Source organism: Serratia proteamaculans (genome assembly GCF_949794035.1).
In the GTDB taxonomy this organism is placed as follows: Bacteria; Pseudomonadota; Gammaproteobacteria; order Enterobacterales; family Enterobacteriaceae; genus Serratia; species Serratia proteamaculans.
In genome coordinates this window covers 2614103-2638748 of record NZ_OX461105.1, presented here as the reverse complement: position 1 = coordinate 2638748, position 24646 = coordinate 2614103, and the positions used below count along the sequence as shown (strand labels likewise).

Genomic DNA, 24646 nt, shown 5'->3' with positions numbered 1-24646 from the left:
CTTATAACATGCAGCGGACGCCTCCCCTTATTGACTGCTCAGGATGCCAGCAATGACAGACCCCGATCTCAACTTACTGATTGCTCTCGATGCACTTCTTTCTCTGGGCAGCGTCGCTGGTGCGGCGCGTCGGCTTGAATTAAGCGCCTCGGCGATGAGCCGCACGCTTAGTCGGCTGCGGGCAGTCACCGGCGATCCTTTATTGGTACGTGCCGGCCGCAATATGGTGTTAACACCCTACGCCGAAGAGATACGTGAACGCACGCAAAACGCCGTATTCGAAGCCCGGGCGGTACTCCGTCCGGCGGTGTCGGAACTGAGCTTAGCCACCCTGGAACGAACCTTTACCCTGCGTGCCAACGAAGGTTTTGTCGAGGCATTTGGCGCAGTGTTGATCGCGGCGGCCGCGCAGGCAGCCCCCTTTGTACGCCTGTGTTTTGCCCCCAAACCCGAAAAAAGTTCAAAGCATTTGCGTGAAGGGTTGGTGGATCTTGAGATTGGCGTACTGGGCGAAATGGGGCCAGAGATCCGCTTACAGACGTTATTTCGCGATCGTTTCGTCGCGGTGGTCCGTAAAGGTCATCCGTTTGAACAGCAAAGTGAAATTACTGCCCAGCAGTATGCCGCTTGCGGCCACGTAGTTGCCTCACGCCGCGGGCTATTAACCGGGCCGGTAGACCAGGCGCTGACCGAATTGGGGCTGGAGCGCAGGGTTGCTGCGGTAGTGCCAAGCTTTCCCGCCGCGCTGGCGGTGGCTCAGGCCTCTGATTTGGTGGCGTTGGTCCCCGCCTCTTTCCTGATCAATCAACCCGTAGGCAATGGTGATAGTGCTACTCTCTTTGCTTTTGAACTGCCGGTAAAAACCCAGGCTATTACCGTTTCACAGATGTGGCATCCGCGCTTAGAAGCCGATGTGGCACATCGCTGGCTACGACAATGGGTATTGAGCGTGGTTAAACAGCGTTTCGCGATGATCAATACCTAATGGGTACAGGGTTGTCGATACTATTAATATCAATAGATATGGCACTGTCGTGAATTTATAGGATTTTTGATTAAGGATAAATCTGGATTTAAGGATGCCCACTATGCAGTACATTAAAAACGATGACGCCCAATCAACCGAAGCACTGCATAGCGGAATAATAATATTAACGTAACAAATTAAAACATTTAACCTTATGTAACTAAAGAAACCAAAAAGGCCCGATTAACGGGCCGGAAAATCAGCAATATGAAATATGCTCTCAGGTTTGTCTATTCCCTGTTCATAATAACTAACAGCCTTTATCACCCCTGCATTGCAAATGGGTTTATAAAACTTACCTGAAGCTACCTGAGTATGTGACTGCAGTTTTCCTTTAAATCAGCTGATATTAGACGTCGTCATCCTCCAGATTTTATCTGCTCTTTTTCAAGATGCTCTCAAGAGCTACATTTTATCGGCTACCAGCGAGCCATAAATCATTGCCCCTCGCACTTCAGGTTAACAATTTTTGCCAGAAACCAACATATCCTTAACTTGCTAACGAATCAAATGGTACAATACGCGAATTCCACTGTTTGACTCGCGCTCGGTTCCCTCATTGTCCAGGGAACAGCGATACCGCGTTCATTCGGGGTAAACATGAAGAAAAACATTATCTTGGAGTCTGTCAGCCATGCCTGAATCAAATGCCCGTCCGGGTATAAAACTTAAACTATGGTGTTGTTTATTGGGGATAATCCTTACCGCAGTCGGCCTATTCTTTGCCATTGCCGGCGGTAAATTAGTCTCGCTGGGGGGCAGCAGCTACTTCCTGATTGCCGGTATCGTCACCCTACTTTCTGCAGTGCAATTCTTCCGTCGCAAATCTTCAGCGGTGGTGCTGTTCCTGCTGGTCTTTATCGGCACACTGATTTGGTCGGTGTTCGATGCCGGTTTTGACTTCTGGCCATTGGTTTCACGCCTGATGGTGCCAACCGGACTGATGCTGTTAGCCTTCCTGAGCTGGCCGGCGCTGCGTAAGCCGGAAGGCAAGGCGCCGCTGGCAAAACTGTCCTACCTGCTCAGCGCGGTGCTGGCGGTGGGCATGGTCGGCACCTTCGTACAGATGTTCCAGCCACACCCTACCGTCGCTTTTAGCGGCGAACCCTTGCCGCTGATCCCGGTGGATAAAGCCAAGCAGCAAAAAGACTGGGATAACTACGGTAACACCCCGGGCGGCAGCCGCTTCGTGGCGCTGGACCAGATCACCCGCGACAACGTGAAAGAGCTGAAAGTCGCCTGGACCTTCCACACCGGCGATACTCCGTTAAGTCCGGACGGTAACGGTGCCGAAGACCAGCAAACGCCGCTGCAAATCGGTAACCGTATTTTCCTGTGTACGCCGCATAACAACGTGATTGCCGTCGATGCCGACAGCGGGAAAGAGATCTGGAAGCGTGAAGTCAATGCGAAATCCCAGGTGTGGAACCGTTGCCGTGGGCTGGCCTACTTCGACGTCACCAAACCGTTGCCGCAACCGACGGTGCCAGGCTCTACCCCTGCCACGCCGGTCACCCTGGCGGCAGGCGACAGTTGCCAGCGTCGTATTCTGATGAACACCATCGATGCACGCCTGGTGGCAATCAACGCCGATAACGGCGAGTTCTGCCAGAACTTTGGCAACCAGGGTGTGGTCGATCTGAAGGCCGGTCTGGGTGATGCCTCCGATCCCAAATACCAACTGACCTCTACACCTACGCTGGCAGGCACCACCATCGTGGTCGGCGGTCGCGTGGCCGATAACGTACAAACCGACATGCCAGGCGGCGTGCTGCGTGGTTTCGACGTGGTCACTGGCAAAATGCGCTGGGCGTTCGATCCGGGTAATCAAGATCCGAACTCGGCATTGAAACCGGGCCAGACCTTTGTGCGCAGTACGCCGAATTCCTGGGCACCGATGTCCTACGATCCGGCCATGAACACCGTGTTCCTGCCGATGGGCAGCTCTTCGGTTGACCTGTGGGGCGCAAACCGCAACGCACTGGATCACAAATACGGCGCGTCTATCCTGGCGCTCGATGCCACCACCGGTAAAGAAAAATGGGTCTATCAGACCGTTCATAACGACCTGTGGGACTTCGACCTGCCAATGCAGCCAAGTCTGATCGACTTCCCGATGAAGGATGGCACCACCAAGCCGGCGCTGGTCATTGGTGCCAAAACCGGGCAGCTCTTCGTGCTGGATCGCCATACCGGTAAACCTTTAACCGAAGTGAAAGAGCTGCCGGTAAAAACTCGCACCATCCCTGGCGAGCAATACTCGGCCACTCAGCCATTTTCTGTCGGCATGCCGCAGATTGGCAATCAGAAGTTAACCGAGTCTGACATGTGGGGCGCAACGCCGTTCGATCAACTGATGTGCCGCATCAGCTTTAAATCGATGCGTTATGACGGCTTGTTTACCGCCCCCGACACCGATATCTCGCTCAGCTTCCCGGGCTCGTTGGGTGGCATGAACTGGGGCGGCCTGTCGACCGATCCGAACAACCACTATATCTTCGCCAACGATATGCGTTTGGGCCTGTGGGTACAGATGATCCCGCAGAAAAACGATGCCAATACACCGGCCAGCAACGGCGGTGAATCGGTCAACACCGGGATGGGTGCCGTGCCGTTGAAAGGGACGCCTTACGGCGTCAACAAAAACCGCTTTATGTCACCGCTGGGCATTCCATGCCAGAAACCACCGTTCGGCACCCTGTCCGCCATCGATCTGAAAACTCAGAAAGTGGTGTGGCAAGTTCCGGCCGGTACGGTGCAGGATACCGGGCCATTCGGCATCAAAATGCGCGCACCTATGCCGGTAGGTATGCCGACGTTGGGCGGCACGCTGGCCACTCAGGGCGGCCTGGTGTTTATTGCCGGTACTCAGGATTACTACCTGCGCGCGTTTGACTCCTCTACCGGCGCAGAAGTGTGGAAAGCACGTCTGCCTGTTGGCAGCGGCGGTACGCCAATGAGCTATGTGTCGCCAACCACCGGCAAACAGTACATTGTGATTTCCGCCGGCGGTGCACGCCAATCGCCAGACCGTGGTGACTACGTCATTGCCTATGCTCTCGATAAATAAATCTGGCCATAGGCTATAATCATCAAGCCCCCATCTGATAAAGATGGGGGCTTTTTAATATCTGCTGCCACCACGGAAGGAAGATATTTAACGGTGGGAAGCCCCCTGGGAGAGCCGGATCATTTAAAAAGCCCAAATACAAGAGTATTCCTAATGTGTTGCCCTGAATTATATCTCATTCTCTTTGACGGCTTGTTATTGAGCAGACCAGGCTATAGAACGATTTCCGCTGGCAAGAATATTCTTTTGGCGTGAATATCCGGCGGTTTTCAGAGGAAATGACAGATGAATGTTTTATCCGAGCACAGTGATGGCAATCATCCTGTTGATCCAGCTAATGAAATCTTTAACGGTTTACCGAATCTCATTGGCGTTGGGAATAGCCTCGGGGGACATTTTAATGAGTTGTGGTGTGAATATACCGGACTCTCTTCATCTGATAACAATGACCTTTGCTGGTTGAATACTCTGCATCCGGATGACTATGCCCGCGTGAATACGCTGTGGCAACAAGCGATGACTGCCGCTACCTCGTTCGTTAATCAAGCCCGCCTGCGCCATTACAGTGGTGAGTATCGTTGGTTTTTACTGTCATTCGCGGCAAAGCAAGTTCCGAACTCCGCGCAGAACCATTGGTACCTGAGCTGTGCCGATATCCATCAGCAAATGCTGGAAAAACAAATCATCATCGACACGCTGGCGGCGCAGAAAAATATGCTGGATGCCAGCGTCGACTGTATCAAAGTGATTAACAATGACGGTTCGTTGCTGCATATGAACCGAGCCGGTAGCCTCGCCCTCGGCATAGATGAAAACCAACAACAATTTGGCATGCCCTGGCTGGATCTACTGCACCCAGAGGCTCGCAAGCGTGGCAGAAAAGCGCTGCGTAAGGTGTTAAACGGCAAAAATGCCAGATTTGCCGGCCTTAGTGCTACCCCGGAAGGCACACTGCAGCATTGGGATAATATCCTCAGCCCGGTGACCGATAAGGATGATCGGATACAGAATATATTGTGCGTTTCGCGCGATGTGACCTCGCAGCGAATAGCTGAAAGACGTTTGCTGATCGCCAGTGAATATGACGAACTGACCGCCTTGCCCAACCGGCGGTTATTCAAGAAAAGATTAAAGCAGGAAATGAAACGGGCTCTGAATAACCAAACATCGCTGGGGCTGATTTTACTGGATCTTGACCACTTTAAGTTGGTTAACGACACCCTGGGGCATGATGCCGGCGATCATCTGCTACGCGTCTTATCCCGGCGACTAAAAACCTATCTGACCCCGAACTCTTTTGTCTCCCGACTGGGCGGCGATGAATTTGCAGTAGTGATCAGCGACGTCGAAAACCAGCAGGATATTTTCAAAATCGCCAATAGCTTTCTGATGCAGCTTGAATCGCCGATCACCCACGGTGGCAAAGCGCTTCACTGCGGCATGAGCATTGGCTGCGCCCTGTATCCGCAGGATGCCCGTGATGCGTCCGAACTGATGAAATGCGCCGACACCGCCCTGTACGAGCTCAAGGACGGCGGCCGCGGCGGCGTTTATATGTTTAATTCGAAGATGATGGATAAGGCCAAGGAGCGCGCTGCGCAGTTAAATCGTGCCCGCCAGATTGTGCGTCATAATCAAATCCGCCCCAGCTATCAGCCGAAAGTCAGCCTGCCCACCGGTGCCATTGTCGGCTTTGAAGCCCTGCTGCGCTGGTATTGTCCGCGCACTGGCATCCAGATGCCGGATAGCGTCAGCGAAGCGTTTAACGATTACGAATTGGCGACCAAAATCGGTGAAACCATGCAGTTGAAGGTGTTTGCCGATATGGCGGGCTGGCTTGAGTCCGGTGTTGAGGTGTTGCCGGTGTCATTGAACGCGTCCCCTATCGAGTTTTTACGCGACAACTACGCCGAAACTTTCCTGCAGCGCTTGCAGATGTTTAATATCCCTCACCCTCTGATTGAGCTGGAAGTGACCGAACATGCCTTCAATAAGCACGGTTCGAAATATGTGCTGCGGGCTTTGCAAATGCTCAAGGAAATGGGGATCCGCATTGCGCTCGATGACTTTGGCACCGGGCACTCTTCCTTTACCCATCTGATGGATTACCCGCTGGACTGCATAAAACTGGATCGTGATTTTATTCGCCGCATGAACAACGAACCGGCCATTTTGGGCATTGTCGAAAGCATGGGTATTCTGGGGCAGAAACTCGCCATCGATATCATTGCAGAAGGCATAGAAACCGAGCAGCAGCGCCAAACGCTGCGTGACTCAGGCTACCATTTGGGTCAAGGTTTTCTGTTTAGCCAGGCCGTTGAGGCACCTAAAGCGCTCAGCATGTTGTTAATGAGGCCCGCCCCGCAAATATCTGCTTGACCTTCCCAACGTGGGAAATCTGATCGTCTGAGAAAGGGAACCGCAGCCACCCCGGCTCTGCAAACCCATTCGACTCCAGTTGAGGGAGGCAAGACGATGAAAGATAAACACCCGATTCGATTCACCGTGGCCCTGGGCATCACGCTGGCTATCGCCGGATGCAAGGAAGCCGTACCGCTCGCCACGGTGGCAACGCCACCCAGCGTACCGGTGTCTGAAGTGCTCATCCGTTCGGCAGCGCCCTTTGCCGAATTCACCGGTTCACTCACGGCCATAGACCGGGTGGAATTGCGCCCGCGCGTTGCCGGTTATATCCAGCAGGTGAGCGTTCCGGAGGGCCGCTTTGTTGAGAAGGGCCGCAAGCTGTTCCTGATCGACCCTCGGCAGTTCCAGGCGGCGGTGAGCGCCGCGAAAGCCCGTCTGCGTGAGACTGAGGCGGAGTTCATTCTCGCCCAGACGGACCATCGGCGTGCCACACAATTGTTTGCCCAAAAGGTGGTGGCCCGTGAGCGCCTCGATGCGACAACGGCCGTTTTAAATACGCGTAAAGCGCAGGTCGACGCTGCAAAGGCCGCTCTGGATGCCGCACAGTTGGATCTGAGCTTCACCAGCGTCACGGCGCCGATCAGCGGACGCATCGGACAAGTCCTGGTCACCGAGGGCAACTATGTCGCCAGCGGCGTAACGCCGCTCACCACCATTGTCTCGCTCAACCCACTCTACGTTTATTTCGATATCGACGAACGTACCTATTTACGGTCGCTCGCCGCAGACCGGGCCAACGCGACCGCCAGGGTCAGGGTGGCATTACTTACCGACAAGACCTATTCACGGCCGGGCCGGATCGACTTTCTCGCCAACACCGCCGATCGAGGTACCGGAACGGTACGTGTGCGCGCCATTGTCGACAATCCCGAGGGGCAATTAATGCCTGGCCTGTTCGCCAGGGTCAAACTGGAGACCGGTGCACCACAGGCCAGGGTTTTAATCTCCGATCAATCGATCGGTACCGATCAGGGACGTCGCTACGTGCTCGTGGTCGGTAAAAACGATAAGACCGAGTATCGGCCCGTTGAAATTGGCCCGGTGCTTGAGGGATTACGCGTGATTGAGCAAGGTCTGCAACCCGGCGAACGCATTGTCGTCAAGGGACTGGTGCGCCCCGGCATGCAGATTACCCCACAACCGGCGGCGATCGACGGTACGCCATTGCCGAGGGCTAAGTCATGACCTTCCCGCGCTTCTTCATTGACCGCCCTATCGTGGCTATCATTCTTTCGATCCTGATGGTAATCGCCGGGATCCTCGCCTTCTTTCAGTTACCGCTCAGCGAATATCCCGCGGTGACGCCACCGACCGTGCAAGTCAGCGCGACCTACCCGGGAGCCAACCCCAAAGTGATCGCCGAAACGGTCGCTGCGCCGCTCGAACAGGCCATTACCGGCGTTGAAGGCATGTTGTACATGTCGTCGCAGTCGGCTACCGATGGGCGAATGATCCTGACCGTCACCTTCGCACAGGGGACCAATGCCGATATGGCGCAGATCCAGGTGCAAAACCGGGTCTCGCGCGCATTGCCGCGCTTGCCGGAAGAGGTTCAACGCCAGGGCGTGGTGACGCAGAAGACCTCGCCGGACATCCTGATGGTGGTTCACCTGCTGTCACCCGACAGGCGCTACGACCCGCTTTATATGTCGAACTACGCTTTTCTACAGGTGCGCGACGAGCTGTCCCGCATTCCGGGCATCAGCGACGTTCTGGTTTGGGGAGCAGGTGAGTACAGCATGCGCCTGTGGCTCGATCCGGACCTGATCGCCGCACGCGGGCTGACGGCGGGTGAAGTGATCGCCGCCGTGCGTGAGCAAAACGTGCAAGTGGCGGCCGGCTCCGTTGGCCAGGCGCCCCACGCCAATGCGGCATTTCAGGTAACGGTGAACACGCTCGGGCGGTTGACCGACGAGCAACAGTTTGGCGATATCATCATTCGCACCGGCCAGGACGGACAAGTCACGCGCCTGCGTGATGTCGCCCGCATTGAAATGGGGGCGGATGCCTATGCCCTGCGTAGCCTGCTCGACGGCGAACCGGCCGTTGCGCTGCAAATCGTTCAGAGTCCCGGTGCTAATGCGCTGGACGTTTCACAGGCGGTACGGGCAACCATGCAACGGCTTGAAGGCAACTTCCCACCCGGCCTTAGCTCACGCATCGCCTATGATCCGACGGTGTTCGTTCGCGCCTCGCTTGAATCGGTGGCCATCACCCTGCTGGAAGCCCTGATATTGGTGGTCATTGTAGTGGTGCTGTTTCTGCGCAATTGGCGGGCTTCGCTGATCCCACTGCTGGCCGTACCGGTCTCGCTGATCGGCACTTTTGCCGTCATGCACCTGATGGGATTTTCGCTGAACACCTTATCGCTGTTTGGCCTGGTGCTTTCGATCGGCATCGTCGTCGATGACGCGATCGTGGTGGTCGAGAATGTCGAACGTCACATCGAAAATGGCGAGCCCCCCAAACAAGCCGCCAGGCGAGCGATGGACGAAGTCACCGGCCCGATCATTGCCATTACCTCGGTGCTGGCCGCCGTTTTCATCCCTACCGCCTTCCTGAGCGGTCTGCAGGGTGAGTTTTATCACCAGTTTGCGCTCACCATTGCTATCTCGACCCTGCTGTCGGCGGTGAATTCGCTGACACTCAGTCCGGCGCTCGCCGCGCTTTTGCTGCGGCCACGTCAGCCTGCCATGGCACGCGATCCGCACAGTCTGCGCGGCCGAGCCGAACGCGGGTTGCAGGCTTTCGGACGGCCATTCCAGCGTGCGCCCGATACCTATGCCGGCACGGTGCGCAAGGTGGTCCGGGTCAGTGGCATGGCGCTGGTGATGTATGGCGGGCTGCTTGCGCTGACTTTCTTCGGTTTCAGGGCGGTACCGCCGGGCTTTGTGCCGATGCAGGACAAATACTATCTGGTTGCCATCGCCCAGCTCCCCAATGGGGCGTCGCTGGATCGTACCGATACGGTGGTCAAACAGATGTCGAAAATGGCACTGGCAGAGCCTGGCGTTGAAAGCGTAGTGGCTTTCCCGGGGTTGTCGATCAACGGTTTCGTCAATGTACCCAATGCCGCCGTCATGTTCATCATGCTCGACCCGTTCAAGGCGCGTACCACGTCTGACCTGGCTGCGACAGCGATCGCCGGCCGCCTGCAAGCAAAATTCGCCGCTATTCCTGACGGTTTCCTCGGCGTGTTCCCACCGCCACCGGTGCCCGGCCTCGGCGCAACTGGGGGCTTCAAGATGCAGATCGAAGACCGCAGCGGTGCCGGACTGGAAGCCCTGGCCCAGCAGACGCAAGTGCTGATGATGAAAGCCAATGAGTCCGGGCAGGTGGCCGGGCTGCTCACCAGTTTTGACGTCAATGCCCCGCAACTCGACGTCGTCATCGACCGCACCCAGGCCAAAAGTCAGGGGGTCAATTTGGCGGACGTCTTTGAGTCGCTGCAGGTCTATCTCGGCTCTCTGTATGTCAACGACTTCAACCGGTTCGGTCGCACCTACAAGGTGACCGCTCAGGCCGATGCAGACCATCGCATGCAGGCCGAAGCCATTGGCCGTTTGCAAGTGCGCAATGCGGCCGGCGAGATGTTGCCTTTATCCTCGTTTGTCACCGTTACGCCGGGCTCAGGCCCAGACCGGGTGATCCACTACAACGGCTATCCTTCGGCCGACATCTCGGGGGGCGCAGTGGCGGGCGTCAGTTCGGGGCAAGCCGTGGCAATGATGGAACGCCTGGCGAGGGAAACCCTGCAGGAAGGCATGACTTTCGAATGGACCGATCTCACTTACCAACAAAAACTCGCGGGCTCCACGGCACTGTTCATTTTCCCGCTGTGTGTGCTGCTCGCCTATCTGATCCTCGCTGTCCAATACAACAGTTGGTTGTTGCCCCTGTCGGTGCTGTTGATCGTGCCGACCAGCCTGCTGAGCGCCATCACCGGCGTGTGGCTAACCGGCGGTGATAACAACATTTTTGTGCAAATCGGGCTGATTGTGCTGGTCGGCCTGGCCGCCAAGAATGCGATCCTGATCGTTGAGTTTGCCCGCAGTCTTGAAGCCGAAGGGACCAGCCCCCTGGAAGCGGTTATCGAAGCCTGTCGACTGCGACTACGGCCGATCCTGATGACCTCGCTGGCCTTTATTGCCGGAGTGGTTCCGCTGATGCTGGCCAGTGGCGCGGGGGCAGAGATGCGCCAGGCCATGGGGATTGCGGTGTTTGCCGGCATGCTCGGCGTGACGCTGTTTGGCTTATTCCTGACGCCGGTCTTTTATCTGCTGATGCGTGGCCTGGCGGCCCGCTTCGATCGGTACCGTTCGCGAATCAAAGCACGCAGAGAGGGAGTCTCGTCATGAAAATACGCTATCAAGCTCTTGTAGCACCGCTGAGTGCGCTGGTCCTGCTGAGCGGCTGCGTGGCGGTCGGCCCCGACTACACGCCGCCCCCGCTGTCGTCATCGGCGTTTCCCAGCGGTTTTGCTGACCCGGCCGCAGGTCTGAGTTCGGGCCAGGTCGAGGTGCAGTGGTGGCGCACCTTCGAGGAGCCGGCGTTAACCCGCCTGGTTCAGCAAGCGCTGGCGGCAAACCATGACATTGGTATCGCTGCCGCAAGGCTGGAGGAAGCAAAAGCCCTGCTGCGCGAGAACCGTCAGAACTTCCTGCCGCGAGGGGGCCCGGCGCTCAGCTATGACCAGCGTCGCTGGAGTGAAACGGAGATCTCGCCTGACCAACCGCGCCGGACTGAAAGCTATCGTGGGGCGATCGACGCAGCCTGGGAAATCGATCTCTTTGGCCGCGTGCGGCGATCGGTAGAGACCGCTCAAGCACAAGCGGGCTCACACGAAGCCTTGTTGCGCGGTGTACAGGCGAGCGTCGCTGCCGAAGTGGCGGCGACCTGGTTTGAATTACAAGGTATCGAGGCCGAACTTGCGGTGGTCGCCGCAACTCGCCAAAACCAGCGCGAAAGTCTGGCGTTGGTTGAGCGAAGGATCAGCGCCGGTTCCGCCAGCGAAGTCGACCGGCTGCGTGCCGAAACCTTACTGCGAAATGTTGAGGCGGCCACACCAGAACTTGAACGCCGCCGTGCGGCCGCCGGCAACGCCTTGGCCGTCCTGCTGGGTCAAATACCGCAAAGATTCAGCCCCCCTGCTGCCACCGCTGCGCAGGAGATGCTGAAAGTCCGAACCCTGGCCGTGGGTGACCCTGCCGCGCTCCTGTGGCGGCGCGCTGATATTGCAGCGGCCGAACGGAACCTGGCGGCGGCAACCGCCGGAATTGGTGTAGAAACGGCGGGCCTTTACCCCGAGATCCAGATAACGGGGTCGATCGGGTTCGTCGCCGGCAGTCTGGATGCGATGAGCGGCGCGGGAGCCCTGTCGAGCTTTATCGGCCCGGTCATTCGCTGGTCTCTGCTTGATAGCGGGCGTGTCCGCGCCCGCATCGCCGCCAGCGAGGCACGCGCCAAACAGGCCCTGATCCTCTACGACCAGACCTTGCTGCGGGCCCTGCAGGAAACCGATGATGCCTTTAAGGCTTATAGCGCCGCCGGCAGCACGCTGGCGCTGCGTCTGCATGAGTCAGCGGCCAATCGCGAGGCGGCCCGCCTGGCCCGGGTGCGGTTCTCGCAAGGTGAAGGCCTCTACCAGGAGGTCCTCGATGCCGAACGTTCTGACTTCGCCAGCCGCCGGGCGCTGAGCGTCGCACGAACCGACCAGCAACTTGCCATTGTCAGTATCTACAAGGCGCTAGGCGGTGGTTGGCAAGCTTGTACATCGGGGCTGAACGACTGCCGAGGCGCTGACGGCACGACTAATTTGCAACGGGTAAAATAAATCGACGACAGTTGTTGACCTTCCAGCGGTGGGAAGCTTTAAGCTCTTCAGCAACAGACACCATAAAGGGGCAGTTCAATGACTTCCGTTACCCTCAAACCCGATACCAATCCGACGCTGTCCTCAGTCACTCGACTGAGTTTACCGGTCGACGGCATGACCTGCGCCTCGTGCGTCGGTCGTGTCGAACGCGCGCTGAAAGCCGTGCCGGGCGTGCAGACCGCCTCGGTCAATCTTGCGACCGAACGCGCCGATCTCACTTTCACTGGCGCGGCCGATCCCCAGGCGGCGGTCCGTGCCATCGAGAGCGCCGGTTACGCCGTGCGTGAAGAGACCACCGAGTTGGCGATCGAGGAGATGACCTGTGCATCTTGTGTCGGCCGGGTAGAAAAAGCCCTGACACAGCTCCCCGGCGTGCTCGAGGCCAGCGTCAATCTGGCTACCGAACGTGCGCGGGTACGTCACCTTGCCGGGGTCGTCGCCATCACCGACCTTGAGGCCGCCGTTGAAAAGGCCGGTTATAAAACACGGCGTTTATCCGCCGCCACGGCCGGTGCAGACGATCAGGATACCGAGCGTCGTGAGCATGAGGCGCGGGGACTGCGACGCTCATTACTGATTGCCGCCACCCTCACCTTGCCGGTGTTCATTCTCGAGATGGGCTCGCACCTGGTGCCCGCGATGCACCATTGGGTAATGCAGGTGCTGGGGCAGCAGACCAGTTGGTATCTGCAGTTTGTTCTCGCCACCCTGGTGCTGTTCGGGCCGGGTTTGCGCTTCTTCCGCAAGGGGATCCCGGCGTTGCTGCGCGGCGCTCCCGACATGAACTCGCTGGTATCGGTCGGCACGGCGGCGGCTTACGGCTACTCGGTTGTGGCGACCTTCGTCCCCGAAGTGCTGCCGCAGGGCACCGCCAACGTCTATTTCGAAGCTGCCGCCGTTATCGTCAGCTTGATCTTGCTGGGACGGACGCTGGAAGCCCGTGCCAAAGGACGAACTTCGCAGGCGATCAAGCGGCTGGTCGGTCTGCAGGCCAAGACTGCGCGCGTCGAGCGCAATGGTGAAACACTGGAAATCCCTCTTGATCAGGTGACCACCGGTGACATCGTGCTGGTTCGTCCAGGTGAAAAAGTGCCGGTTGATGGCGAAGTCGTCGAAGGAACCTCTTACGTTGACGAGAGCATGATCACCGGCGAGCCGGTACCGGTGCAGAAAAACGTCGGTGCCGATGTGGTCGGTGGCACCATCAACAAAACCGGAGCTTTCAGTTTCCGCGTTACCAAAATTGGTGCGAATACGGTGCTCGCTCAGATCATTCGTTTGGTCGAGGAAGCTCAGGGTTCCAAACTGCCGATCCAGGCGCTGGTCGACAAGGTCACCCTGTGGTTCGTGCCGGCGGTGATGGCGGCTGCGGCGCTGACCTTCCTGATCTGGTTGATCTTCGGGCCGGATCCGGCACTGACCTTCGCACTGGTTAACGCAGTTGCGGTGCTGATTATCGCCTGCCCTTGTGCCATGGGATTGGCCACGCCGACCTCGATCATGGTCGGTACCGGCCGCGCTGCCGAACTCGGGGTGCTGTTCCGTAAAGGTGAAGCCTTGCAGGCACTGCGTGATGTGAGTGTTATTGCGCTCGACAAGACGGGCACGCTGACCAAAGGACGTCCTGAACTGACCGATCTGGTGCCCGCAGAAGGCTTTGAACACGATGAGGTTCTGGCGCTGGTGGCAGCGGTTGAAACCCGCTCCGAGCATCCGATCGCCGAAGCGATTGTCGCGGCAGCCAGGCAACGGAACATGACGCTCGCGGCCATTGAAAGCTTTGACGCCACACCGGGCTTCGGCGTTACGGCCAGCGTCGCGGGGCGAACTGTCGCCGTCGGTGCAGACCGCTTTATGACTCAGCTCGGCCTTGATGTGAGCCAGTTCCAGCAGACGGCCCAACGCCTCGGTGAACAAGGCAAGAGCCCACTTTATGCCGCCATCGACGGTCGGCTGGCGGCGGTGATCGCGGTCGCTGACCCGATCAAGGACAGCACCCCGGAGGCGATCAAGGCGCTGCATGCATTGGGCCTCAAGGTCGCGATGATCACCGGTGACAATGCGGCAACGGCCGCTGCCATTGCCAAACAGCTCGGTATTGATGAAGTCGCCGCCGAAGTCCTGCCTGACGGCAAGGTCGAGGCACTGAAGAAATTCCGCCTCAATGGAGCACGGGTGGCCTTCGTGGGCGACGGCATTAACGACGCGCCGGCACTGGCTGAAGCAGACGTTGGGCTCGCTATCGGCACCGGAACCGATGTGGCGATTGAGGCGGCTGACGTGGTGCTGATGTCGGGCGACCTGCGCGGCGTGCCGAATGCTATTGCACTCAGCCAGGCGACGATCCGCAACATCAAGCAGAACCTGTTCTGGGCCTTCGCCTATAACGCAGTGCTGATCCCGGTGGCGGCCGGTGCGCTCTACCCACTGAACGGCACATTGCTTTCACCGATCTTCGCCGCGGCGGCGATGGCGCTCTCCAGCGTCTTCGTTCTCGGTAATGCGCTGCGGCTCAAACGCTTCCAGGCACCGATGACGGTCGAAACCAAACAAGATTAAAGGGTGAATGATGAATATCGGACAAGCGGCAAAATTCTCCGGCGTCTCGGCGAAGATGATTCGTTACTACGAACAAATTGGCTTAATCCCGAAAGCGATGCGTTCTGATGCCGGTTATCGCCATTACAGCACGGCCGATGCCCATAGCCTGCGCTTTATCCGGCGTGCCCGTGACCTTGGCTTTCCCGTCGACCAAATCTCGGAGCTGCTGATCCTGTGGCGCACCTGTGACCGTTCCAGTGCCGACGTTAAGGCTATGGCGCTGTCCCATGTCGCCGGGCTAAAGGCGAAGATAGCCGAGCTGCAGGCCATGGCACAAACCATCGAATACCTGGCCGAACATTGCCACGGCAATGACCGACCGGATTGCCCGATTATTGAGGGATTGGCAGAAAAGGCGGCGACGGTGGAACCTGTTGCACCGGTACCCCGCAGGACACCCCGGTTTGGTATCGACATGCCCGCCTCGGCGCGCCAACGCGGTCACTCGTGAAACAACCGCTTGACCTTACTACGTTGGCAGGCCGCATCCTGGCCGAACACAGTCATTCATAAGGAGTTCACCATGCTACGTTTCTACATTCCCAATATGACCTGCGGCGGCTGCGCCAGCTCCGTCACCAAAGCACTACTGAGCGTCGACCCACAGGCGGTGATCGAAACCGATCTGGCCGCGCGTGAAGTTATGGTCGACAGCACCCTGGACGAAACCCCATTCCTCACTGCACTAAGCTCCGCCGGATATCCGGACAAGCAATAACCCTGCCCCTGGCCGACCGCCCGACAAACTCCGGCGGTCGGCATTTTTTTATCCCGCAATTAGTTAGCCATTTTTGTTCGTTCACAGAATCAGCGGCTTGAAGGATAGTGAGTTGACCGCCTCAACCACATAATAATGCAGGTAATAATAATGATGTATAGCGCAAAACTCACCGCAGCGGCGGCACTCCTTAGCCTTTCAGCCATGGCGCATGCCGCACCGGGCATTGATCTGATCGCCAACGAAACCCCGATTAATACGCTGAAAAGTGCTGAAGCGGCGGCCAAGATCCCGGCCGGGTTTAAATTCGTCGAGCCGGGTACGCTGACGGTGGCCGTGTCTATTCTGGGCAGTGGCCCGCCATTCGGGCTGTACGCCCGTGACAATAAAACGGTGATTGGCAGCGAATCGGATATTGCCCGGCTGGTAGCCGATGGCCTGGGGCTGAAACTCAAGCTGGTACCGACCTCGTGGGAAGACTGGCCGCTGGGCGTCACCTCCGGTAAATATGACGCGGCAATTTATAACATCACCGTCACTCAGGAGCGTAAAACCAAATTCGATTTCGCCACCTACCGCCAGGATACCTTGGGTTTCTACGTGAAGAGCGGCAGTAAAATTACCTCGATAAAATCGGCACCGGATATTGCCGGCAAGAAGATCATCGTCGATTCCGGCACCAATCAGGAGGCGGTGTTACTGGCCTGGGATAAAGAGAATCAGGCCAAAGGGTTGCCCGCCCTGCTGCCGATCTACGTAACCGACAAGGCGGCCGCCACGCTGGCCATCCAGTCGGGCCGGGCAGATGCGACCTTTGGGCCGAACGTGGCCGGGGCTTATCAGGCCAAACTGAACGGTAAAACCACGCTGGTGGGCATCGTACCGGGCGGCTGGCCGCGCAGCGCCAACATTGCCGTTACGGTGAAAAAGGGCAATGGCCTGGTGAACGCGGTGCAGGCTTCGCTCAATAGCGCTATCGCCAATGGCAGCTACCTGAAGGTGTTGGATCGTTGGGCGGAAAGTGACGAGAAAATCGAACATTCTGAAATCAACCCACTGGGCTTGGGTGACCAGTAACATCCAGAACAGGGCCCAGGGAGGGGCCCCGAAATGCAGCTATCCTCTACATATCACGCCGACGCCCCTTCTCCATCTTGCGATAAAGTGTACTGCGTGAAACGCCGAGCCGTTTCGCTGCCTGGCTGATATTGCCGTTAGCGCTTCGGATAGCCTCAAGCATCTCCTGCGGTGCGGCGTGAGCATCGGCACAGCGCACCGGCAAGGTGTTGAACTGTTCCGGCAAATCGTCCGGCCGGATCAGATTGCCATCGTCCGCCAGTGCCAGCAGCACTTTCAACGTACTCATCAACTGCCGAACATTACCGGGCCACGGATAGCCTGCCAACGCAGCGACGGTGTCCGGTGCCAGCCGGATACCCCGTGACTCGGCCCCCAGTTCACGCCACAAATTAAGGATAAAACGATCGACGTGCGCCCGTTGGCGCAGCGGTAAAATACGCAGGTTAAATTCCTGAATGCGGTACATCAGGTCTTCACGGAATGCCCCCGCCGCCACCTGCTGCGCCAAATCCTGGTGGGTGGCGCAGATCAGCGAAAAGTCGACGGCATAGCTGATGCGGCTGCCGAGCGGCGTGACCGTTTTTTCCTGCAGTACCCGCAGCAGCCGGGTCTGTAAGCTCAATGGCATATCGCCAATTTCATCCAGGAACAACACGCCCCCGTCGGCCTCTCTGATCTTGCCGAGGTAGCCCTTCGGGTTAGCCCCGGTAAAGGCACCTGGCGCATAGCCAAAAAGTTCGGATTCGATCAGGTTTTCTGGCAGAGCGGCACAGTTGATCGCCACGAAATTGCCCTGCCGCCGGTGACTTTCCTCAAACAACCGTTGGCTGAAATACTCTTTGCCGCAGCCGGTTTCGCCACTGATGCACAGCGCCAGCCCGGCATTCAAAATACGTAATGCTTTTTGTCTGTCGGCACCGTCCTGGTCAAACGGCAGAACCCGCGATCTGATGGCCGGTGAATGCATTTCCGGCATCTGCAACAGCGAATAATAGTGGCGATTATTGACCGCCAAAGTTTGGCGCGGTGCGTTTAGCGTCTGTCGCTGCATTTCCGGGAACAGCGTGGCGAAATCCAGGCTGCCAAAGCAGGCGGCGGTGAGGTTAAATTCTTGCATTGCCAGTCGATTGGCGGCGGTGAGCACCTCGTCGCGAAACACCAGTATCAGCTCATGGGCGCTGCCAAGCACCCGCGCATCGCTGTGCAGCCGCAGCGTCCAGTGCTGAGAGGTGACACACCCCATCGTCCACTGGTGCTCTATATGCCTGACCGCCTGCAGAATCAAGGATCGTGCGTCATCGTAAGGGCGCTGCGCCGGTGTAGAAATATCCAGCACCCCGGCAATCAGGCCGTCAGGCCGGTAAATCGGCGCGGCTGCGCAGTAAAGTCCGGCATTTTGATTGAGAAAATGCTGGTCGCCATTCACTTCACACAAGCCGCCCAACGCCAGCGCCGTGCCAATGGCATTGGTCCCCCGCTCCTGCTCGCCCCATAAATTGCCCGGTGCCAGCGAGATACGCGACGCCTTGCGCAAAAAATGGCTATTGCCGCAGGTTTCCAGCACCATGCCGCTGGCATCGGATACCACCACAATAGAAGGCTGTCGGTTAATTTCGCTGCCCAGACGTTCGATCAGTGGCCGTGCCAGCTGTGCCACCCAGCCGTTTTGCCCACGCACTTCATTGAGCAAGCCCGGCCTGACAACAGGCAGCCGATCGTCGGCCCGGTTAAGACCGTAAGCCTGACTACGTAGCCAGGATTCAGACATTGGACCAGGGAGAGACAGGTTATCGCTATCAGAGGCAAACCCGGTCTGGGTGGTCTGGTCTTTATGCAACATGGCCAACTCCCGCCAATAAAAGTGTTGCATTTTTGTATCATGAATGTGTCCCATGCGTTGCGACGTGGGACACAAAAAATAATAGAAACCAATAATAAGCCCTCGGACTTATTGCCGGTCAAAGCATTTTTAATCATTTAATTATTTGATTTAAAACACCTTTAAATTTTAGAGGAACGACACCGACACAATGTGGCATAAGCAATGCTTAGGGTTAAGCTGATGGCGCTACGCAGTCAGTCGTCAACCCTACACAGTCTGTTCCCATGAGAGGTGTTTACATGAAATACGTTCATCCCGGTTTACCTGGCTCGCTGATTTCTTTCAAACCACGTTATGGCAACTATATTGGTGGCAAATTTGTCGAACCCGTTTCAGGCAACTACTTCACTGATACCTCCCCGATGACCGGTCAGACTGTCGCCGAGTTCCCGCGCTCCGACGCGAAAGATATCGAACTGGCGCTGGATGCCGCCCATGCCGCCGCCGAAACCTGGGGTAAAGCCAGCGTGCAGGAGCGCTCCAACGTATTACTGGCCATCGCCGATCGTATGGAATCAAAGCTGGAGTTGCTGGCGCTGACCGAAAGCTGGGACAACGGTAAGCCGATCCGCGAAACGCTGAACGCGGATATCCCACTGGCGATTGACCACTTCCGTTACTTTGCCGGTTGCCTGCGTGCACAGGAAGGCACCGCCGCGGAGATCGACCAGAATACCGTGGCCTACCATATTTACGAGCCGCTGGGCGTGGTTGGACAGATTATCCCCTGGAACTTCCCGCTGCTGATGGCAGCCTGGAAACTGGCTCCGGCGCTGGCTGCCGGTAACTGCGTGGTGCTTAAACCGGCAGAACAAACTCCGCTCAGCATCTGTGTGTTGCTGGAAATGATTGGCGACCTGCTGCCGGCCGGGGTACTCAATGTGGTTCAGGGCTTTGGGAAAGAAGCCGGTGAGGCACTGGCGACCAGCAAGCGCATCGATAAAATCGCCTTTACCGGCTCAACCCCGGTAGGCCGACATATCCTTGCCTGTGCAGCGGAAAATATCATTCCCAGCACCGTCGAGCTGGGCGGCAAATCACCGAATATCTTCTTTGAAGACATCATGCAGGCCGAACCGGAGTTTATCGACAAGGCGGTCGAAGGGCTGATCCTCGGCTTCTTCAACCAGGGTGAAGTCTGTACCTGCCCTTCACGCGCCCTGATCCAGGAATCTATCTACCCGCAATTTATGGAAAAAGTTCTGGCGCGGATCACCACCATTCGCCAGGGCGACCCCTTTGATACCGACACCATGATCGGCGCGCAGGCGTCCCAGCAGCAGTTCGACAAGATTTTGTCTTATATCGAGATCGCTAAAAACGAAGGCGGGAAAATTATCGCCGGTGGCGAGCGTGCCAGCCATGAGCAGACGTTGCAGAGCGGTTTCTATCTCCAGCCTACGTTGATCACCGGTAATAACAGCATGCGTTTCTTCCGCGAAGAGATCTTCGGGCCGGTAATTGGCGTGACCACCTTCAAAGACGAAGCGGAAGCGCTGGCACTGGCTAATGACAGTGAGTTCGGACTGGGTGCCGGTCTGTGGACCCGCGACGTCAACCGCGCTTACCGCATGGGCCGCGCCATCAAGGCCGGACGCGTGTGGACCAACTGTTATCACCTCTACCCGGCGCATGCCGCCTTCGGCGGTTATAAGAACTCTGGCGTTGGCCGTGAAACCCACAAGGTGGCGCTGTCGCATTACCAGCAGGTGAAAAACCTGTTGGTCAGCTACGATGCCAAACCGCTTGGACTGTTCTGATTTGGTGGTCTTCAGATTGCTGACAAACCCGCGAAAGGGCTAAATCGGTAGGGGTCGAACATGTTCGACCCGATGTAACCCATTGATTATGCAAATGGGCGCAGCATGCAGCCCCCTACCATTGAACAACAGAGCTCTTGACCAACGGCCTCAAGGCCACCTATAGGTGGCCTTATTTTTTGGCGGGATTAAGAGTTGGTCAGATCGATAACCATACGGCCACGGATGGTGCCTGACTTCATCTCTTCAAAGATGGCGTTGATGTCACCCAACGGCCTTTTGGTGACTTTCGGCGTCACTTTACCTTCGGCAGCAAACTGGAAGGCTTCTTTCAGATCTTCTCGCGTGCCGACCAGTGACCCCACCACCTGAATGCCGTCCAGCACCAGACGCGGAATGCTCAGATCCATACTTTCCGGCGGCAGACCCACGGCCACCACCTTGCCCCCGGCGCGTACCGCATTCACCGCAGAGTTAAAGGCCGAGCGTGCTACCGCGGTAACCACCGCAGCATGAGCGCCGCCGACTTTCTGCTGAATAATTTCTTCGGCATTTTCCGTTTTGGAATTGATCACCAGATCCGCACCAATCTCTTTGGCAAAGTCCAACTGGCCCTGATTAACGTCAATGGCGATCACTTTGGCATTGAACACGTTCTTGGCGTACTGCAGCGCCAGGTTGCCCAAACCGCCCAGACCATAAATCGCGATCCACTGCCCCGGCTTGATATCAGAGATTTTCACCGCTTTATAGGTGGTCACCCCGGCGCAGGTGATGCTGCTGGCAGCAAAAGGATCCAGGCCATCAGGCACCTTCACCGCATAGTCCGCCACCACGATGCATTCTTCCGCCATGCCGCCATCAACGCTGAAACCGGCATTTTTGACCGAGCGACACAGGGTTTCATTACCGTTGACGCAATACTCACAATGGCCACAACCCTGATAGAACCAGGCGACGCTGGTGCGGTCGCCCACTTTTAATGAGGTCACGCCCTCGCCGATAGCGGTGACCACGCCTACGCCCTCATGGCCCAGGGTGATGCCGGGAACCTCGCCAAAATCGCCATTTTTGACGTGAAGATCGGTATGACAAACCCCGCAACACTCCATCTTGAGCGCCGCTTCGCCATATTTCAGTGGGCGAAGCTGCTTTTCCTGGATATCTACACTGTGGTTTTTGGTGACTACGGCAGCTTTCATCGGATATTTCCCTCAGGTGAATTGAAGTACAGTTGTTAATGTAGTTACTGTCTTCCCTGAGGGCAAGGCGAGTGATGCCTTGTTTAAAAACAGAGGGTTAAATATCACTCCGGCGAGAGAGATAAATAAGGTTCTTAAGCAAGAATAATGATTAACGCTTGGTTTTGATGATCTTTGTCGCTTTGGCGGGGTTGCCGGCAACAAATTCCAGGGTGGGCGAGTAGTAAAAAGGCAGCCAGGCGTGGAAGTTACTCTCCCATTCCCACTTGACCGGGCAAGGCCACAGAATATCTTCATGCAGGATGTAATAGACCCATCGCCCGTGCGGACGGCGGGGTTTGGCTGTGCTCATAGACCCTGACTTCTTTGGCACAGGCAGCCGTTCTTCCATTTGAAATTCTCTTTATCATCAGGGGCTACGGAGTGGCAAAGGTCAAATTTAACATGGACGGCGGTCGGCAAGCCATCTTTCGCGTAAGGACATGGTGCCGCTACGACATACAACTGTCATTAATTATTCATACCAGATAAATACGCGCCAGCTAGGGTGGGCAGAACACGCCACTTCAAGAAGCGCCATGAGCTATTTATCACTCAGTAACATCAAGAAAACCTGGGGCGACAAAACCGCACTGGATGACATCAGTTTTGAGGTACAGGAAGGTGACTTTGTGGCCCTGCTGGGCCCCTCCGGCTGCGGCAAGTCCACCCTGCTACGGACCCTGGCCGGACTGGAGTCCGCCGACAGCGGCACGATTGAGATCCAGCAACGCGACGTCACCGCTCTGCCACCATCGCAACGTAAACTGTCGATGGTTTTCCAGTCTTATGCGCTGTTCCCCCACCTCAGCGTGCGCGAAAACCTGCTGTTTGGCCTGCGGGCCCGCGGTGAAGACAAACAGCACTTTGCCGACCGTCTGGCCGACATCAGTAAGCTGATGGAGCTGGAGCCGCTGCTGGATCGTCTGCCGGCACAGCTTTCCGGTGGGCAGCAACAGCGAGTCGCGCTGGGTCGTGCGGTGATAGCCCAGAACAAACTGTGTCTGATGGATGAACCCTTATCCAATCTGGACGCCAAACTGCGCCAGAGCATGCGCCGGGAAATCCGTGCGCTCCAGCGTAAGCTGGGGTTGACCATGCTGTATGTCACCCACGATCAAACCGAAGCCATGAGCATGGCGGACAAAATCATTCTGCTGAACGATGGCCGTATTGAGCAGCACGATACCCCTGACAACTTATATAACAACCCGGCCAGTATTTTTGCCGCGCAGTTCATTGGTGCGCCGCCGATGAACATCATTCCACTAACGTGCAAAAGCAGTGGCCACCACATGGGTAACGCCCCACTGCCGGTTGTTTTGGGTGGCCAGGACATGGCGCTAAGTCTGGGGATCCGTGCCGAAGAGATTAGCCTGTGCACACCGGGCAGCGGCAAGCTCACCTGTCAGGTACTCAGTTATGAATATATGGGGGCCGATACCCTCGCCGTTTGCCATCTGCCTGCGGTCCAGGGGCAAATCACGGTAAAAACCCCCGGCATGCAGCGCTTTAGCGAAGGCAGCCTGGTTGGCCTGCAATGGGCCGAGCAAGCGCAATACCTGTTCTCCGCCAGTGGTGAGCGTTGCCACACCATGGAGCAGGCCTTTCAGCCAGTGACTCATCAATACGCAGTTCAATAATCAAAAACATCATTTTATTCCAGGGGAAAACCATGTCCGTCTCGATCCGTTTATCCAGATTAAGCGCTGTCGCCCTGTTGCTGGCCGGCGTTACTCTTTCTGCCCAGGCGGCGGATGCCGTGAAGCTGCAAATGTACTATCCGATCGCCGTCGGCGGCAAAATCAGCCACACCGTTGAAGGCCTGGTGGCGGACTTTGAAAAACTGCACCCGGATATCAGTATTCAGCCGGTCTATACCGGTGACTACGCCACCACGGTGACCAAGGCATTAACCGCCTTCCGTGGCGGCAATGCACCACAAATCGCCGTAATTGGCGATATCGAAGCCTATTCGCTGATCGACGCCGGGGCCATCTTACCGGTCAGTGACCTGGCTAACGACCAGGCCGGCAAAGCCTGGATCGACGGCTTCTACCCGGCGTTTATTCGCAAAATCCAGGGCAAGGTGTGGGGCATTCCGTTCCAGCGCTCTACCGTGGTGCTGTACTGGAACAAACAGGCGTTCCAGCAAGCCGGGTTGAATGGCGATACCCCACCGGCCAACTGGCAGCAGGTGGTCGATTTCGGTCAGAAACTGGTGATCCGCGACGGTAACGCCGTTAAACAATGGGGGATCGAGATCCCTTCCACCCCGATTGGCTATTGGACTTTCCAGGGGATTGCCGCCACCAATGGCAGCCACCTGGATAACGGCAAGGGCACGGCGGTAACTTTCAATACCCCGGCCAACGTTGAGGCATTAACCTGGCTGACCGATTTGGCGCAGAAGTATCAGGTCTCGCCAAAAGGCGCCATTACCTGGAGCACCACGCCGCAGGACTTTATCGACGGCAAAACCGCGATGATGGTCACCACCACCGGCAACCTGACCACGGTGCGTGAAAACGCTAAGTTCCCGTTTGGTGTCGCCATGCTGCCGGAGAAAACCCAGCGTGGCAGCCCAACCGGTGGCGGTAACCTGTACCTGTTTAACGGCACCAGCCCGGCTCAGCAACAAGCCGCCGTCACCTTTATGCGTTGGCTCTCGGCGCCGGAACAGGCCGCCCGCTGGAGCATTGCCACTGGCTATGTGGCGACTTCACCGGCCGCCTGGGAAACCGCAACCATGAAGGAATATGCCGCAAAAGTGCCGCAGGCGACCGTGGCGCGTGAACAGCTGAAATATTCGCAGCCGGAGCTTTCCACCTATAACAGCGTGCAAATTCAGGAGTTGCTCAACCGTGCGGTGGAAGCCGCTGTGACGCAAGGCAAAACCCCTGCGCAGGCGCTGGAAAGCGCGCAAAAACAGGCCGACCGCCTGTTGCAACGTTACCAATAACCGGAG

16 protein-coding genes are annotated in these 24646 nt (G+C 57.1%); 13 read left to right on the top strand and 3 right to left on the bottom strand.

What is annotated here, in order from left to right:
- Positions 1-52 precede the first annotated feature (52 nt).
- The 10 genes from QOT07_RS12360 (at position 53) to QOT07_RS12315 (ending at position 16792) form a co-directional block, all read left to right on the top strand.
- Positions 53-985 (top strand): LysR family transcriptional regulator, encoded by a 933-nt coding sequence (locus tag QOT07_RS12360; protein ID WP_283603247.1) that lies wholly within the window; start codon positions 53-55, stop codon positions 983-985.
- Between the two features lie 676 nt (positions 986-1661).
- The gene (locus tag QOT07_RS12355) at positions 1662-4097 is read left to right on the top strand and encodes a glucose/quinate/shikimate family membrane-bound PQQ-dependent dehydrogenase (RefSeq protein WP_283603246.1); all 2436 of its coding nucleotides are present in this window, start codon (positions 1662-1664) and stop codon (positions 4095-4097) included.
- Positions 4098-4382: 285 nt separating this feature from the next.
- On the top strand, positions 4383-6476 hold the full coding sequence (locus tag QOT07_RS12350) for a putative bifunctional diguanylate cyclase/phosphodiesterase (protein WP_283603245.1): 2094 nt from the start codon (positions 4383-4385) through the stop codon (positions 6474-6476).
- Positions 6477-6572: 96 nt separating this feature from the next.
- Positions 6573-7706 carry an efflux RND transporter periplasmic adaptor subunit gene (locus QOT07_RS12345; RefSeq protein ID WP_283603244.1) on the top strand — a complete coding sequence of 378 codons (1134 nt, stop codon included), beginning with the start codon at positions 6573-6575 and terminating at the stop codon, positions 7704-7706.
- Positions 7703-10879, top strand: coding sequence for an efflux RND transporter permease subunit (locus QOT07_RS12340; RefSeq protein WP_283603243.1), 3177 nt, complete (start codon positions 7703-7705; stop codon positions 10877-10879). The genes QOT07_RS12345 and QOT07_RS12340 overlap by 4 nt, the downstream gene beginning before the upstream one ends.
- On the top strand, positions 10876-12354 hold the full coding sequence (locus QOT07_RS12335) for an efflux transporter outer membrane subunit (protein ID WP_283603242.1): 1479 nt from the start codon (positions 10876-10878) through the stop codon (positions 12352-12354). The genes QOT07_RS12340 and QOT07_RS12335 overlap by 4 nt, the downstream gene beginning before the upstream one ends.
- A 78-nt stretch (positions 12355-12432) precedes the next feature.
- On the top strand, positions 12433-14955 hold the full coding sequence (locus tag QOT07_RS12330; RefSeq protein ID WP_283603241.1) for a heavy metal translocating P-type ATPase: 2523 nt from the start codon (positions 12433-12435) through the stop codon (positions 14953-14955).
- A gap of 7 nt (positions 14956-14962) precedes the next feature.
- On the top strand, positions 14963-15448 hold the full coding sequence (gene cueR / locus QOT07_RS12325; RefSeq protein WP_430523276.1) for a Cu(I)-responsive transcriptional regulator: 486 nt from the start codon (positions 14963-14965) through the stop codon (positions 15446-15448).
- A gap of 72 nt (positions 15449-15520) precedes the next feature.
- Positions 15521-15715 (top strand): heavy-metal-associated domain-containing protein, encoded by a 195-nt coding sequence (locus QOT07_RS12320; RefSeq protein ID WP_099062005.1) that lies wholly within the window; start codon positions 15521-15523, stop codon positions 15713-15715.
- Positions 15716-15865: 150 nt separating this feature from the next.
- Complete coding sequence (locus tag QOT07_RS12315) at positions 15866-16792, top strand: ABC transporter substrate-binding protein (protein WP_283603240.1); 927 nt, start codon at positions 15866-15868, stop codon at positions 16790-16792.
- A gap of 46 nt (positions 16793-16838) precedes the next feature.
- On the opposite strand, the gene QOT07_RS12310 is transcribed toward QOT07_RS12315, so the two are convergent.
- A complete protein-coding gene (locus QOT07_RS12310) occupies positions 16839-18635 on the bottom strand; it encodes a sigma-54-dependent Fis family transcriptional regulator (RefSeq protein WP_283603239.1) in 1797 nt (598 codons plus the stop codon).
- A 281-nt stretch (positions 18636-18916) separates the two neighbouring features.
- On the opposite strand from QOT07_RS12310, the gene exaC reads away from it, so the two are divergent.
- Positions 18917-20437 (top strand): acetaldehyde dehydrogenase ExaC, encoded by a 1521-nt coding sequence (exaC, locus tag QOT07_RS12305; protein WP_099062004.1) that lies wholly within the window; start codon positions 18917-18919, stop codon positions 20435-20437.
- Positions 20438-20625: 188 nt separating this feature from the next.
- On the opposite strand, the gene adhP is transcribed toward exaC, so the two are convergent.
- Entirely contained in the window at positions 20626-21639 is a 1014-nt protein-coding gene (gene adhP / locus QOT07_RS12300; protein ID WP_099062003.1) for an alcohol dehydrogenase AdhP, read from the bottom strand.
- Between the two features lie 151 nt (positions 21640-21790).
- Positions 21791-21991, bottom strand: a complete 201-nt coding sequence (locus QOT07_RS12295) for a hypothetical protein (RefSeq protein WP_099062002.1) — start codon at positions 21989-21991, stop codon at positions 21791-21793.
- 226 nt (positions 21992-22217) lie between these two features.
- Between QOT07_RS12295 and QOT07_RS12290 the strand changes: the two genes are divergently transcribed.
- Both QOT07_RS12290 and QOT07_RS12285 read left to right on the top strand, forming a co-directional pair.
- Positions 22218-23321 (top strand): ABC transporter ATP-binding protein, encoded by a 1104-nt coding sequence (locus tag QOT07_RS12290; protein WP_283603238.1) that lies wholly within the window; start codon positions 22218-22220, stop codon positions 23319-23321.
- Between the two features lie 32 nt (positions 23322-23353).
- On the top strand, positions 23354-24640 hold the full coding sequence (locus QOT07_RS12285; protein ID WP_207976853.1) for an ABC transporter substrate-binding protein: 1287 nt from the start codon (positions 23354-23356) through the stop codon (positions 24638-24640).
- Positions 24641-24646: the final 6 nt, after the last annotated feature.

Bases quoted from the DNA above. Each gene is read 5' to 3' on its own strand.
- QOT07_RS12360 (WP_283603247.1), top strand. From the start codon at position 53: ATGACAGACCCCGATCTCAACTTACTGATTGCTCTCGATGCACTTCTT.
- QOT07_RS12355 (WP_283603246.1), top strand. From the start codon at position 1,662: ATGCCTGAATCAAATGCCCGTCCGGGTATAAAACTTAAACTATGGTGT.
- QOT07_RS12350 (WP_283603245.1), top strand. From the start codon at position 4,383: ATGAATGTTTTATCCGAGCACAGTGATGGCAATCATCCTGTTGATCCA.
- QOT07_RS12345 (WP_283603244.1), top strand. From the start codon at position 6,573: ATGAAAGATAAACACCCGATTCGATTCACCGTGGCCCTGGGCATCACG.
- QOT07_RS12340 (WP_283603243.1), top strand. From the start codon at position 7,703: ATGACCTTCCCGCGCTTCTTCATTGACCGCCCTATCGTGGCTATCATT.
- QOT07_RS12335 (WP_283603242.1), top strand. From the start codon at position 10,876: ATGAAAATACGCTATCAAGCTCTTGTAGCACCGCTGAGTGCGCTGGTC.
- QOT07_RS12330 (WP_283603241.1), top strand. From the start codon at position 12,433: ATGACTTCCGTTACCCTCAAACCCGATACCAATCCGACGCTGTCCTCA.
- cueR (WP_430523276.1), top strand. From the start codon at position 14,963: ATGATGAATATCGGACAAGCGGCAAAATTCTCCGGCGTCTCGGCGAAG.
- QOT07_RS12320 (WP_099062005.1), top strand. From the start codon at position 15,521: ATGCTACGTTTCTACATTCCCAATATGACCTGCGGCGGCTGCGCCAGC.
- QOT07_RS12315 (WP_283603240.1), top strand. From the start codon at position 15,866: ATGATGTATAGCGCAAAACTCACCGCAGCGGCGGCACTCCTTAGCCTT.
- QOT07_RS12310 (WP_283603239.1), bottom strand. From the start codon at position 18,635: ATGTTGCATAAAGACCAGACCACCCAGACCGGGTTTGCCTCTGATAGC.
- exaC (WP_099062004.1), top strand. From the start codon at position 18,917: ATGAAATACGTTCATCCCGGTTTACCTGGCTCGCTGATTTCTTTCAAA.
- adhP (WP_099062003.1), bottom strand. From the start codon at position 21,639: ATGAAAGCTGCCGTAGTCACCAAAAACCACAGTGTAGATATCCAGGAA.
- QOT07_RS12295 (WP_099062002.1), bottom strand. From the start codon at position 21,991: ATGAGCACAGCCAAACCCCGCCGTCCGCACGGGCGATGGGTCTATTAC.
- QOT07_RS12290 (WP_283603238.1), top strand. From the start codon at position 22,218: ATGAGCTATTTATCACTCAGTAACATCAAGAAAACCTGGGGCGACAAA.
- QOT07_RS12285 (WP_207976853.1), top strand. From the start codon at position 23,354: ATGTCCGTCTCGATCCGTTTATCCAGATTAAGCGCTGTCGCCCTGTTG.